Origin of the sequence: Salininema proteolyticum (genome assembly GCF_042685645.1) — a bacterium.
Taxonomy (GTDB): domain Bacteria; phylum Actinomycetota; class Actinomycetes; order Mycobacteriales; family Micromonosporaceae; genus Salininema; species Salininema proteolyticum.
Window position 1 is genome coordinate 1,937,409 of record NZ_JBHUNX010000001.1, and the last position, 12,418, is coordinate 1,949,826.

Annotated in this window: 16 protein-coding genes and 1 pseudogene; 8 read left to right on the forward strand and 9 right to left on the reverse strand. The window is 68.8% G+C overall.

From position 1 onward, the window contains the following. Window position 1 precedes the first annotated feature (1 nt). Entirely contained in the window at window positions 2-925 is a 924-nt protein-coding gene (locus ACFTE1_RS09035; protein WP_380624525.1) for a F510_1955 family glycosylhydrolase, read from the reverse strand. 100 nt (window positions 926-1,025) lie between these two features. Between ACFTE1_RS09035 and ACFTE1_RS09040 the strand changes: the two genes are divergently transcribed. Beyond that, window positions 1,026-1,553 (forward strand): DUF1697 domain-containing protein, encoded by a 528-nt coding sequence (locus tag ACFTE1_RS09040; RefSeq protein ID WP_380624527.1) that lies wholly within the window; start codon window positions 1,026-1,028, stop codon window positions 1,551-1,553. Between the two features lie 28 nt (window positions 1,554-1,581). On the opposite strand, the gene ACFTE1_RS09045 is transcribed toward ACFTE1_RS09040, so the two are convergent. After that, window positions 1,582-2,277: a spermidine synthase gene (locus ACFTE1_RS09045; protein WP_380624529.1), complete on the reverse strand. Its 696-nt coding sequence runs from the start codon at window positions 2,275-2,277 to the stop codon at window positions 1,582-1,584. A gap of 140 nt (window positions 2,278-2,417) precedes the next feature. Between ACFTE1_RS09045 and ACFTE1_RS09050 the strand changes: the two genes are divergently transcribed. Next, window positions 2,418-2,825, forward strand: coding sequence for an FKBP-type peptidyl-prolyl cis-trans isomerase (locus ACFTE1_RS09050; RefSeq protein ID WP_380624531.1), 408 nt, complete (start codon window positions 2,418-2,420; stop codon window positions 2,823-2,825). Between the two features lie 125 nt (window positions 2,826-2,950). After that, entirely contained in the window at window positions 2,951-3,133 is a 183-nt protein-coding gene (locus ACFTE1_RS09055; RefSeq protein WP_380624655.1) for a DUF1918 domain-containing protein, read from the forward strand. Window positions 3,134-3,160: 27 nt separating this feature from the next. On the opposite strand, the pseudogene ACFTE1_RS09060 reads toward ACFTE1_RS09055, so the two are convergent. Next, a pseudogene (locus ACFTE1_RS09060) lies at window positions 3,161-3,406 on the reverse strand (SCO4225 family membrane protein); the annotation flags it as partial. Beyond that, a complete protein-coding gene (locus tag ACFTE1_RS09065; protein ID WP_380624533.1) occupies window positions 3,396-3,869 on the reverse strand; it encodes a peroxiredoxin in 474 nt (157 codons plus the stop codon). The gene ACFTE1_RS09065 and the pseudogene ACFTE1_RS09060, both read right to left, overlap by 11 nt. Window positions 3,870-3,955: 86 nt before the next feature. Between ACFTE1_RS09065 and ACFTE1_RS09070 the strand changes: the two genes are divergently transcribed. The 4 genes from ACFTE1_RS09070 to ACFTE1_RS09085 all read left to right on the forward strand — a co-directional run bounded on the left by ACFTE1_RS09070 (window position 3,956) and on the right by ACFTE1_RS09085 (window position 7,813). Beyond that, window positions 3,956-4,261, forward strand: a complete 306-nt coding sequence (locus ACFTE1_RS09070; protein ID WP_380624535.1) for an acylphosphatase — start codon at window positions 3,956-3,958, stop codon at window positions 4,259-4,261. A gap of 4 nt (window positions 4,262-4,265) precedes the next feature. After that, complete coding sequence (locus tag ACFTE1_RS09075; protein WP_380624537.1) at window positions 4,266-5,192, forward strand: threonine/serine dehydratase; 927 nt, start codon at window positions 4,266-4,268, stop codon at window positions 5,190-5,192. A 9-nt stretch (window positions 5,193-5,201) separates the two neighbouring features. Continuing rightward, the gene (locus ACFTE1_RS09080; RefSeq protein WP_380624539.1) at window positions 5,202-5,933 is read left to right on the forward strand and encodes a hypothetical protein; all 732 of its coding nucleotides are present in this window, start codon (window positions 5,202-5,204) and stop codon (window positions 5,931-5,933) included. 146 nt (window positions 5,934-6,079) lie between these two features. Then, window positions 6,080-7,813, forward strand: a complete 1,734-nt coding sequence (locus tag ACFTE1_RS09085; protein WP_380624541.1) for a bifunctional metallophosphatase/5'-nucleotidase — start codon at window positions 6,080-6,082, stop codon at window positions 7,811-7,813. Window positions 7,814-7,828: 15 nt separating this feature from the next. On the opposite strand, the gene ACFTE1_RS09090 is transcribed toward ACFTE1_RS09085, so the two are convergent. Further along, complete coding sequence (locus ACFTE1_RS09090; protein ID WP_380624543.1) at window positions 7,829-8,431, reverse strand: rhomboid family intramembrane serine protease; 603 nt, start codon at window positions 8,429-8,431, stop codon at window positions 7,829-7,831. Between the two features lie 115 nt (window positions 8,432-8,546). Here ACFTE1_RS09090 and ACFTE1_RS09095 point away from each other — a divergent pair, with 115 nt between their 5' ends. Beyond that, window positions 8,547-9,518: a tyrosine-type recombinase/integrase gene (locus tag ACFTE1_RS09095; RefSeq protein WP_380624545.1), complete on the forward strand. Its 972-nt coding sequence runs from the start codon at window positions 8,547-8,549 to the stop codon at window positions 9,516-9,518. A 1-nt stretch (window position 9,519) separates the two neighbouring features. Here the strand turns inward: ACFTE1_RS09095 and ACFTE1_RS09100 are convergent, their stop codons facing one another. The 4 genes from ACFTE1_RS09100 to ACFTE1_RS09115 are packed head-to-tail and all read right to left on the reverse strand — an operon-like array spanning window position 9,520 to window position 12,411. Beyond that, a complete protein-coding gene (locus ACFTE1_RS09100) occupies window positions 9,520-9,951 on the reverse strand; it encodes a hypothetical protein (RefSeq protein WP_380624547.1) in 432 nt (143 codons plus the stop codon). After that, window positions 9,951-10,589 (reverse strand): maleylpyruvate isomerase N-terminal domain-containing protein, encoded by a 639-nt coding sequence (locus ACFTE1_RS09105; RefSeq protein WP_380624549.1) that lies wholly within the window; start codon window positions 10,587-10,589, stop codon window positions 9,951-9,953. Before ACFTE1_RS09105 ends, ACFTE1_RS09100 begins: the two co-directional genes overlap by 1 nt. 23 nt (window positions 10,590-10,612) lie before the next feature. Beyond that, window positions 10,613-11,587, reverse strand: coding sequence for a coiled-coil domain-containing protein (locus ACFTE1_RS09110; protein WP_380624551.1), 975 nt, complete (start codon window positions 11,585-11,587; stop codon window positions 10,613-10,615). 50 nt (window positions 11,588-11,637) lie between these two features. Then, window positions 11,638-12,411 carry an exodeoxyribonuclease III gene (locus tag ACFTE1_RS09115; protein ID WP_380624553.1) on the reverse strand — a complete coding sequence of 258 codons (774 nt, stop codon included), beginning with the start codon at window positions 12,409-12,411 and terminating at the stop codon, window positions 11,638-11,640. Window positions 12,412-12,418 lie beyond the last annotated feature (7 nt).

Consider the following 12,418-nt stretch of genomic DNA (forward strand, 5'->3'; position numbering starts at 1 on the left):
GTCAGTTGTTGACGGTGCCGGCGCTGGCTTTGGTCTCCCAGGTGGTCCCGGCGTCGCCGGAGCGGTAGACGTCGGCTTTGCGGGTGCCGGCCCAGAGGACGTCGGCGTCGGTGGGGTCGACGGCCAGGTATCCGACGGCGTCTTCGTCGTCGTCGAGGGCCCAGCCGGTTTCTTCCCAGGTGGCGCCTTGGTCGGTGCTGGTGATCAGTCCGGCCTCTCCGGCGGCGTAGGCCCAGAGGCGCTCGCCGGCGGGGTCGAGTGCGACGGCGGTGACGGGGGCGCCGGTGTAGGTCTGGGTCCAGGTGGTGCCTTGGTCGGTGCTCATGTGGAGGCCCTCGGGGGTGCCGGCCCAGACGGTGTCGGGGTCGGTCGGGTGGGCGGCGAGGGAGTAGGCGCCGCCGGTGTCGGTGAAGGTGTCGGTGACCTCCCAGGTGGTGCCTTGGTCGAAGCTGGCGTAGAGGCCGGCCTTGCCGCTGGAGTTGTATCCGTAGGCGCTGTCGCCGCCGGCTCCCACGTCCATGGCGTGGAAGTCGACTTCGCCCAGCAGTGAGGTCTCCTGCCAGGTGGCGCCGCCGTCGGTGGAGGTCATGAATCCCAGCGGGTTGGGCAGGTCGGAGTCGGGGGCGGGGTGGCCGGAGCTGTAGAGGGTCTCAGGCGTGTCGGGGTTGGCGCTGAAGCCCATGAAGTCGTGGGGTTTCTCGCTGACGCGGGTCCATTCGTCGTCCTCGAGCGCGAGGAGTCCTTGGTGGGTGGCGAGGTAGACCGTTCCTTCGGCCCAGGCGGGGGCTTCGACGCCGTGGAGGTGCGTGAACTGGTCGACGGCCTCTCCCGGTTGGGCGTCGTCGCCGCCGTCGGTGCAGGCAGTGAGGGCGAGGACGGCGACGCCGGAGGCGGCGAGCGCGCGGTGTCGGGGACGGATGGTCATGTGGTCTCCCTTGTGGTCGGCGGTGCACCCGAAATATTACTATGGAGGATAGTATTATGGTGGGCCGGGGCCGTCGGCGGGGTGGGTTAGGATCGGCACCATGACGACAATGGTGGCCCTGCTGCGGGCGGTGAACGTCGGCGGACGCAATAAGCTCCCCATGGACCGGTTCCGGGGCCTGCTGGAAGAACTGGGGTTTCGCCGGCCGGCGACGTACATCCAGTCGGGCAACGCGGTGTTCGACGCCGACCTGGAGCCGCAGGCCGTCTCCGAGCGCGTGAAGGCGGCCTTGGAGGAGCGCTTCGCGATCACGACCCCGGTGCTGGTGCGCACGAGCGGGCAGATCGCCGCGATCGTCTCCGACTGCCCGTTCGCCGGCCGTGAACTGGACTCCGCGAAGGTGGCCGTGACGTTCCTCGAGGCCCACGCACCGGAGGACTTGACCGTGCCGCAGGGCCACCGGGAGGAGGCGATCGCGCGGGGACGCGAGGTGTGGGTGTACTACCCCGAGGGCATGGGCAAGAGCCGCCTGGACCGGTCGGCGTTCTGGAAACCGCTGAAAGGCTCGGCGATGACCACGCGCAACCTGCGCACCGTCGAAAAGCTGGCCGCGATGGCCGCCCGGTGACCGCCCCGGGCAGGCCGGGGCCGGTCGGCTACCGGCGGGAGGCCAGGTAGACGGTGTTCGACGACCGTCCGCCGGTGAACGGGTTGTCGAACCACACCCGCTGCGCCTCCACATCGCAGAACACCTCCCGCAGCAGAGCCGAGAACTCCTCCTCCGGCGGGTCGTCCGACCACATCGCGAACACGCCGCCCTCGCTCAACTGCCGCGACAAGGCCCGCAGCCCCTCGACGGTGTAGAACGCCGTGTGCGGCCGGTGGAGCACGTGGCGGGGCGAGTGGTCGATGTCCAGCAGGACCACGTCGACCGGGTCGGTCCCCGAGTCGCCGATGCGGGCGAAGAAGTCATCGCAGACCAAGTCGACACGCTCGTCCTCCGCCAGCCCCGCCGTGTCGGGAATGAGGCCCTCGCGGTGCCAGTCGATGACCGCCTTCGTGTACTCCACGACCGTCAACTCCCCCACCCGGGGGTCCTTCAGCGCCGCCGCCGCCGTGTAGCCCAGGCCCAAGCCCCCGACCACCACCGACAAATCCTCACCCCGCACACGGGCCAGCGCCAGGTCGGCCAAGGCGATCTCGGCGACGGGGAACAGGCTGGACATCAGAAACTCCTCGTCCAGCTTCACCTCGTACACCTCGACCCCCGCCACCGGCTCGAACCGGCGGCGCAGACTGATCTCACCCATCGGGGTCCAGCGCCACCCCAACTCTTCGATACGTCGACTCACCGGCCCATCTAACCACGCCCCCTCCGAGGCGATGTGGACGACCGGCGCTCCAGGAGGCGCCCACCCCGCCCGCACCGGACTGCTAGGTTCTCTGAGTACCAACGAAGGCCCCGAAAGGCCGCACAAGGAAGGAACCGACCATGAGCGACTCAAAAGTCACCACCACCACCGACACCACCGCCAAACCAGAGGTCACCATCCCCGACGGCGCACCGCAGCCCGGACTCGGCGTGACCACCGTCGTCGAAGGCGACGGCGCCCTCGTCAAAGCCGGAGACGCCGTCACCGTCCACTACGCCGGCTGGAACTGGTCCAACAAGACCCCCTTCGACGCCTCATGGGACCGCGGACAGCCCTTCACCGTCGCCCCCATCGGCCGCGCCGGCGTCATCGACGGCTGGAACGAAGGCATGATCGGAGCCAAGGTCGGCGAGCGCCGCCTCCTGGTCATCCCGCCCGAAAAGGGCTACGGCCCCGCCGGCGCCGCCGGCGTCATCCCGCCCAACGAGACGCTCGTCTTCGTCATCGACGTCGTCGGCGTCAAATAACACCCGAAAAAAAAGGGGCGCCGGGACCACCGGCGCCCCTTAGCCGACGACCAGTGTCGCGATCACCCCGCCTACCGGCGAGTCAACCTCCTACCATCGAAGAAGAACCACCACGAGGAGGACACATGCACGTCAAAGTAGGCGACCGACTCCGCTTCCAAGGCCGCGTCGTAGGCATGAAAGAGCACACCGCCGAAGTCATCGAAATACTCGGCACCGACGGCGAACCGCCCTACCGCGTCCGCCACGAAGACGGCCACGAGGCGATCGTCGTCCCCGGCCCCGACTGCCTCGTCGAACCCAAATAACCGCCGCGCCCGGCCCACCGCCACCACACGCAACACCAACCACAACACCAGCGCCTGCACCACAGCCGCCACCACCAGCAGGCCCACGCCCCACGAATCGGGCAACGGCAGGGCCACCGCCAGCGGCCCCAACGGCGCGGTCACCAACAACACCCACACCCCGCCCAGATTCGCGTCCTCCACCGGCCACAACGCCACCGCGAACGCCGCAGCGCACACCACCAGATAGACCGCCGCCACCAGCCACGGCCACACCGCGCCCCTAACCGCCATGCGTCCCCCGCACAAACGCCAAAGCCTCGTCCGCGTGCTCCCGCATCGACGTCTCCGAATGGACCACCCGCCCGATCCGCCAATCCGAACCGATCACGAACGTCACCCGCTTACGCGACAGAGGCCCCAACTTGACCCACCGCCGCACCCCCAACGCCTCCGCCACCACATGATCCACATCCGACAACAACGGATACCCCAGCGAATACGCCTCATCGAACTCCCGCTGCCGCGCCGGCGGATCGGCACTCACCCCCACCACCCGCGCACCGGCCTCGGCGAACTCCCCCGCCAGATCACGGAAATGACACGACTCGGCCGTACACCCCGACGTCATCGCCCGCGGATAGAAGAACAACACCACCGGCCCCTCCGCCAAAAACTCCGACAGCGACCGCACCCCACCCGACTGATCAGGAAGAGAGAAATCCTCCACAAGCGTTCCCGGCCCGACAATACCCATCAACAACTCCTTTCACCGCCACCAGCATAAGACCACACCGCCCACACCACCCCCGCCACCCGGCGAACCCACCTATCCTAGAACCCATGAAACGCGTGCTGATCACCGTCACCGGCCGAGTCCAAGGCGTCTGCTTCCGCGCCGAAACACAACGCGAAGCCACACGCCGCGGCCTCACCGGATGGGTCCGCAACCGCACCGACGGCACCGTCCAAATCGCCTGCGAAGGCCACCCCGAAGCCGTCGACGCCCTCACCGCCTGGGCCGCCACCGGCCCACCCGCCGCCGAAGTCACCACCATCGAAACCCGCCAAACCCACCCCGAAGGCACCCGCGGATTCACCATCCTCCCCACGGCCATAGCCGGAATCGACCACAACGACATAGGATGACACCGTGATCACCTACGCCGACATCACCACCGCCGCCCACCGCACCACCCGCCACCTACGCACCACACCCCTCACACAAATAGACCACCACCTCTGGCTCAAACACGAATACCTCCAACACACCGGAACCTTCAAAGCCCGCGGCGCCGCCAACCGACTCGCCGCAGCCGCCCGACAAGGCCACCTCGACCCCCACACCGGCGTCGTCACCGCCTCCGGAGGAAACGCCGGACTCGCCACCGCCTGGGCCGCACGCACCCACAACGTCCCCGCCACCGTCTTCGTCCCCACCACCGCCCCCACCGTCAAACTCACCAAACTCGCCGCACTCGGAGCCCGAGTCCAACAAGTCGGCGACATCTACGCCGACGCCTACGAAGCCGCCATCGACCACCACAAAACAACCGGCGCCCTCTTCAACCACGCCTACGACCAGAAAGAAATCTGCGCCGGCGCCGGAACCCTCGCCCTCGAAACCATCACCGCCCAACCCCACCTCGACACCATCATCGTCGCCTGCGGCGGCGGAGGCCTCATGGCCGGCGTCGCCACCGCCGCCGCCCAACACGGCATCACCACCATCGCCGCCGAACCCGAAAACGCCGCCACCCTCACCACCGCCCTCGCCAACGGGCAACCCACCACCATCACCCCCACCGGAATCGCCGCCGACTCCCTCGGCGCCAGCCGCATCGGCGACATCGCCTACCACACCGCCCGCGAACACAACGTCCAAACCATCACCGTCACCGACGAAGCCATCACCAACGCCCGACACCAACTCTGGCAACAACACCGCATCGTCGTCGAACACGGCGCCGCCACCGCCTGGGCCGCCCTCACCACCGGCGCCTACCAACCCCAAGAACACGAGAACACCGCCGTCGTACTCTGCGGCGCCAACACCGACCCCACCGACCTCAACACCTGAAAGCACACCATGAACTTCGCACGCGCCTACCGCCCCATCCTCGACCGCGCCTACGTAGGCCTCCGCCTCACCGCCGCACCCCAGATCAAAGCCCTCTACCAAGAACACGACACCAAACCCGGCCCCGAACACGCCATGCCCTTCGCCTTCACCACCGGCCCCATACCCCTCCAAGCACTCCACGACGCCTTCATCTACCAAAAACCCGACCTCAACGAACACATCACCACCGGACACCTCGTCATCGACAACGGCCAAGCCGGACTCAACGCCCAAGGCACCCACATCGCCACCGCCATAGAAAAAGCCCTCGCCACCGCCGGACGACGACTCTGGACACGCCGACCCATCCCCACCATGCCCGACGACCAAGACCTCGACGACCTCACCGCCATCATCGAACGACTCCTCGCCGGCGGCCACCGCTCACCCGGCACCGTCTGGAACGCCCTCACCCCCAGAAAATTCACCCAACAACACGACCGCGAACACCGCCTCGCCACCGGACTGGGAATCCTCCGCCACCACCGCGCCGACGCCTACCGCTCCGCATGGAGAGAACAAGGCTGGAACGTCGACGACGCCCTCGAAGTCACCGACGGCCCCACCAGAGACCGCGTCGAAGCCCTCACCGACCAACGCGACATGACCCTCTGGAACACACTCGACGAAGACGACCAGTGGCGCCTCATCGGCATCACCGGCGCGCTCGCGGACGGGTTGACCTCCGCCGCACGGTGAGCATTTCGGTAACGGGTGGGGAAAGGTGCCGTAACGGCTGGAGAACGATGGCGCCCTGCCCTATCCGGCGGACCCTATTCGTCCTATCATCGGATAGAGAAAAGTCCACATTTGAGTGGTGACCCGTTATCCCAGGGAGAAAACCCATGCCCGAGAAAAGATCGCAAAGACGCGGTCGCTACGCCGCCGGCCTCGTCGCCGCAGCGCTGTTGACCGCCACCGCGGCCTGCTCCACCGAGGAGCCCGACTTCGACACCGTCGACGTGCAACTGCTGGCCTTCAACGACTTCCACGGCCGTGTCGGGGCCGACGAGTCCATGACCATGGCCGACTCCGACGGTGACGAGGTCCCCGCCGGCGGGGCCGAGTACCTCGCCACCCACCTCGCCCAGGCCCGCGAGGGCCAGGACAACACCGTCACCGCCGCCGCCGGCGACCTCGTCGGCGCCTCCCCGTTCCTGTCGGCGGCCTTCAACGACGAGCCCTCCCTCAAGGCCCTCGACGAGCTCGGGCTCGACGTCTCCAGCGTCGGCAACCACGAGTTCGACGGCGGGGTGGACGAGCTCAAGCGCCTCATCGACGGCGGCTGCCCCGAGGAGGGCTGCGCCGAGGGCCAAGAGGAATGGGCCGGAACCGGCTTCGAGTACCTCGGCGCCAACGTCGTCGACGAGGAGACCGGCGACCCGGTCCTCGATCCGACGTGGGTCAAGGACTTCGGCGACGGCGTCAAGGTCGGCTTCATCGGTATGACCCTCGAGGGAACCGACAAGATCGTCTCCCAGGAGGGCATCCGGGGCGTCGAGTTCAAAGAAGAGGTCGAGACGGCCAACAAGTACGCCGAGGAGCTCTCCGGGCAGGGTGTCGACGCGATCACGGTCCTGTTGCACGAGGGCGGGTTCCCCGTCGAGGAGGAGGGAGACTACGACTGCGACTCCGTGGCCGGCTCCACGGGCGTCTCCGGTCCCGTCATCGACATCGCCGAGAACCTCGACCCGGCCATCGACCTGATGATCACCGGCCACACCCACCAGAACTACGTGTGCAACATCCCCGACCCCGACGGCAACGACCGGCTGGTCACCTCCGCGGAGTCCTACGGGCGCGTGTTCACCGACATTCAGGCCGAGTACGACACCGAGGCCGGCGACTTCGTCCGCACCAGCGTCGAGGGCTCCAACCTCGTCGTCACCCGCGACGTCGAGGCCGACGCCGCCCAGAGCGACATCCTCGCCCAGTACGAGCCGCAGGCCGACGAGATCGGCTCCGAGGTCATCGGGCACATCAGCGAGGACATCACGCGCGGTGAGACTCGCGCTGAGGAGTTCCCGCTGGGGAACTTCCTCGCCGACGTGCAACTCGACCGCACCAGCGGCGAGGACGTCGGCGGCGCCGAGATCGCGGTCATGAACCCCGGCGGCGTCCGCGACGACCTTCTCGCCGGCGACGACGGCGAAGTGACGTACGAGGCCGCGTTCTCCGTGCAGCCGTTCGGCAACTATCTGGTCACCATGGACCTCACCGGAGCCCAGATCAAGGACGTTCTCCGCGACCAGTGGGTCGAGCGCGAGGACGGGCCTTTGATCCTGCAGTGGTCCGAGGGCTTCACCTACACCGTCGACGACTCCGCCGAGGGAGCCGACAAACTCAAGGCCGACACGGTCGAACTCGACGGCGAGCCGATCGAGGACGACCGGTCCTACCGTGTGACGACCAACTCGTTCCTCGCCGACGGGGGCGACGACTTCGCCGCGTTCGCCGACGGCACCGAGCGCCTGGTCGGGGAGGTCGACATCGACGCGGTCCTCAACTGGTTCGCCGAGAACACCGACGCCGGCGACAAGGCCGACGCTCCGGCCGCCGACCGCATCACCGTCGAATAGGGCGCTTCGGCGTCGTCAGGCGGTCGCAGGCGAGTCCTGCGGCCGCCTTTTCTCACGCCGCGACACGAGGAAGGCCGCCAGCGCGCCGCCCGCGAACCCGAACAGGTGCCCCTGCCACGACACCGGGCCCGCCGAGGGCAACACGCCCCAGATCATCGACCCGTAGACGACGAACACGCCCACCGCGACGGCTATGTCCACACCGGAGCGCAGGAATACGCCCCGCCCCAGCAGGTAGCCGAAGTATCCGAAGATCAGGCCCGAGGCCCCGACGGTCACCGTGTGGGGCGGCGCCGTCAGCCACACGCCGATTCCGGAGACGAGCACGACGACGACCGTGGCGAAGACGAAGTCCGGCACCGACCGCAGCACCGACACCAGTCCCAGCACGAACAGGGGCAGGGAGTTGGCCGCCAGGTGCGCGGCGTCGGCGTGCAGGACGGGGGCCGTCGCGATGCCGGTCAGGCCCTCGACCGAGCGCGGCTCGATCCCCCAGGCCACGAAGTTCGCCGGCACGATCCAGTCCAGGACCAGCACCAGCCACAGGAACGCCAGCACGCCGGCCCACACGACCGCCGCGCGCTTCCACAGGCCCGGCCGCGGCTTCGTCTCACTCATCGATCGCCCACTCCTTCACAACGAACGGCTCTCCCCTAAAAGCTACCCGGCCGCGGCGCACACCCCCAAGGCGAAACCGTCGGCGGCGCCGACTCCCTGTGCTGTAATGGAACACATGGCCTCCCAAGAGATCGCCGTCTTCGGCTCCGACGCACCGGCCGCCAAGGCGGCCACCGACCCCTACAGCGCCTACCTCGACTCCCTGGGGTCCGCCGAATCCCGCCGCACCATGCGCGGATGCCTCGACCGCCTCGCCGCACTGCTGGCCGGACAGGACGACATCACCGGCGCCGGCCAGCCCTGGCATCTCCTGCGCTACGAGCACACGTCCAGGATCCGCGCCGTCATGCTCGACAAAGGATGGTCCGGCGCCTATATCAACAAGCATCTCGCCGCGCTGCGCCGCATCCTCAAGGAGGCCTGGCGGCTCGGGCAGATGGACGCCGCCGACTACCACCGCGCCTGCGACATCCAACCGGTCCGCGAACACCGCCTCCCCAAGGGGAAGGCCATCGACAAGGAGGCTCTCGCCGCCGCGCTCCAGGCCTGCGACCGCGACGACTCCCCCGCGGGGGCCAGGGACGGCGCCGTGCTCGCCGTGCTCTACTCCACCGGGGCCCGCCGCGCCGAGGTGGCGGCGATGCGGTGGGAGGACTACGACGCCGCCGAGCGGTCCATCCGCATCATCGGCAAGGGCAACAAGGAACGGCACGTCTACGTCACCGAGGGCGCCGCCGGGCGGGTGGACCGGTGGGTGACACTGCGCGGCGAGAGCGCCGGGGGGCTGTTCTGCGCGATCAACAAGGCCGGACGGCTGCGCCGCGAAGGAAACCGGCTCTCGCGCCTCTCCGGCCAGGCCATCGCGGACCTTCTGATCAAACGCCTCGTGGAGGCCGGAGCCGGCCGCTACACCCCGCACGACTTCCGCCGCACGTTCATCGGCGACCTCCTGGACGCGGGCGTGGACCTGGCCATCACCCAGTCGCTGGTGGGGCACGCCTCTCCGGCGACGACGGCGCGCTACGACCGGCGCCCCGCGCGGCGCAGCCGCGAGGCGGTCGACCGCCTCAGCCTCCCCGAAGGCTAGGTCACCGGACCACGCCGCGCACCACGACACGGGCGGTGCCGTCCTTGATGAGGATGTCGCCGCTGTAGCAGGCGATCTCGCCGCAGGAGCGGGGAATGGACGCCTGGGAGTGCCCCGAGGGGACATCGCCGACCGGCGTGGGGGTCTCCAGGCCGTTGGCCCCGAGGAAACCCTCCAGTTCGGAGGCCGGCATTTCGAAGTCGACCTCGCCTCTGTCGCCGCTGTCGCGCGGGGACAGCTCCGCGATGTCGGCCGAGAGGACCACGGCCGACTCCGGCAGCGCGATGCCCAGAGTCGTCTCGACGGTCGAGTGCGAGGGGACGTCGTCGCTGAGAACGGCCACCGCCGCCCAGACTCCGCCGACGAGCACCGCCGCGCACAGCACGACGGCGACGACGATCTGGACCGCGCGCGACCGGTTGCTCCGTGTCATCAGAACGCCGCGACCGTCCCCGGCGCGCGCTCGGAGCGCGCGAGCGCGCCGATGAGCGCCGAGTTGCCGTGGCGGGCGGCGGCCAAGCGCGTCAGGACGTGGAAGGTCAGGTCGTAGGCCGCCTGCGGGTAGGCGGGCGGGTCGGCCGGCAGCGAATGGGCGAGGTCGTCGCCGTGGACGACGAGCTCCACGGTGCGCGTGACGAGGTAGTCGTCGAGGGGCAGCGTGTAGTCCCAGGTCGAGGTCGCTCCGCGGGAGTCGGCCGGGGCCGACGGCAGCGCGGTGCGCACCTGCTCCAACGCCTCGCGGGTCGTCGCGCACAGTTCTTTGTGGCCGGCCGCGGCCAGGTTCTCGCCGGAGTCGCGGATGCCGGTGTTGGCCTCCGAGTCGATGCCGGTGGTCGCCCAGGCCGCCTGCGCGTAGTGGTCGAACAGGTCCTTGCCGGGCCGCTCGTCGCCCTCGGCGGCGAGGGCGGCCGCGGCGCTGGTGATCTGGCTGGAGGTGTGCCCGGCCAGGCCGGCGACGGTGAACTCGTCCAGTGCGGACGGTTCGGTCCACTTCGCGGCGACGGCCGGGCGCTCCAGGTAGTCGAGATAGACCTCGGCGGTGGAGAGGAAGAGATCTCGCTTCTCGTTCACGGGGTGGTTCCTTCCGGTCCCGTCTAGTTGACCGAGACGTGGACGTGGTTGGTGTGGTCGGTGTTGGCCGCTCCGGTGCCCCCGTTGTAGGCCTGCCAGCCGGTGGAGGGCGACCAGAACTGCTTGTACCAGATAACGTACTTGACGCTGAGGACGTCGTAGTAGTTGACGTACCAGGCGGCGAGGTTGTCGCCGTACTCCTTGTCGGAACCGGTCGCCGGGTAGTTCTGGAAGGTGTTCTCGTCGGCGGAGAAGTCGCAGGCCTGGCCGGTGCCGTGGTCGCTGCCCTCCTCGGGCCGGTAGCAGGCGGTATAGCGGGTGAAGCCGGCGTCGACGGACTGGTTGTAGACGTTGAGCGTGCGCGGGGTCAGGCAGCCCGACGTGGTGGGGTCGGCCTCCGAGCACGACTCCGGGCCGCTCGTGCCGGTGCCGGAGGGCGCCCCGGCGTTGCCGGTGCCCGTGGGGCCGGCGGCCGCTTCGTACTCCAGCTGTTCGAGGGTGTCCTTGAGCTCGCCACGGGCCTTCTCGGCCTTCTTGAGCGCCTTCTCGGCCTTCTCTATCTGGTCGGCGTGGGCCTCTTTCTGGTTCTTGAGGTCCGTCAGCAGCGTCTCGGCCTCGTTGAGAAGCCCCGCGCGCTGTTCACCGAGGAAGGAGGTGTAGGACAGGGCGTCGAGCGCGGAGTCGGGGTCGCCCGAGGCGAGGATCGCCGAGGTGTTGCTCAACTCGCCTTCCACGTGCATCTGGAAGGCGAAGTCCGACAGCTCCTCCTCCATCCCCTCGAGACCCTCCTCGGTCTCGGCGATGTCCTTCTCGAGCTGTTTCGCCTTCTCCTCGGCCTCTTCCAGGGCCTGCTCGGCCTCGGCGACCTTGTCGGCCGCGTCGGCCAGCTCAGACTTGACTTCCTCGATCTCCTCCTCCTGCGCGGCCGCGGGAGCCGAGGAGGTGAGGGCGAACGCCATCGCCAGAGCAGCGAAGATCGCCGCAGCGGTCTTGTTCACGGTGTTCTCTCTTCCCGAGGGGGATGTTCGGTGTTCGTACAGGTGGCGGGCTAGAGGGTGAGGTCGACGACCACCGGGGCGTGGTCGCTGGCTCCTTTGCCCTTGCGCTCGTTGCGGTCGACGTAAGCGTCGTCGACCGCTTCGCGGGCGGCGGGGTTGGCGAGCACGAGGTCGATGCGCATACCCCGGTTCTTGGGGAAGTCGAGGTTGCGGTAGTCCCAGAACGTGAAAGGCCGGTCGTGCTTCAAGGCCCTGGGGAAGACGTCGGCGAGGCCGCGGGACTCCACGGCGGCGAGCGCGTCGCGTTCGGGCGCGGTGACGTGGGTCGTCCCGGCCCAGTCGGCGATGCTCCAGAGGTCCTCGTCGGTGGGGCAGATGTTCATGTCGCCCAGCAGCGCGAACGGCGCGGCGTCGCCGACGGGCACGGCATCGGCCAGAGCCGAGAGGAACTCCAGCTTATAGGTGTAGTGGGGGTCCTCCGCGTCGCGGCCGTTGGGCACGTACAGCGACCACAGGCGGATACCGCCGCAGGTGGCGGCGATCGCACGCGGCTCGGCCTCGCCGTTGAACTCCGGCTGGCCCGGCAGTCCGCGTTCCACGTCGTCCAGTCCGACGCGGGAGGCGATGGCGACCCCGTTCCAGCGTCCCGTCCCGAGGGCGGCCACCTCGTAGCCGCGGTCGGTGAACGGGCCGTAGGGGAACGCGTCCCCGTCGCACTTGAGTTCCTGCAGGCAGAGCACGTCGACATCCGCGCTGTCCAGCCAGGCCTCGACCCGGGGCAGGCGCGCTTTGATGGAGTTGACGTTCCACGTCGCGATCCGCATGGGTCTC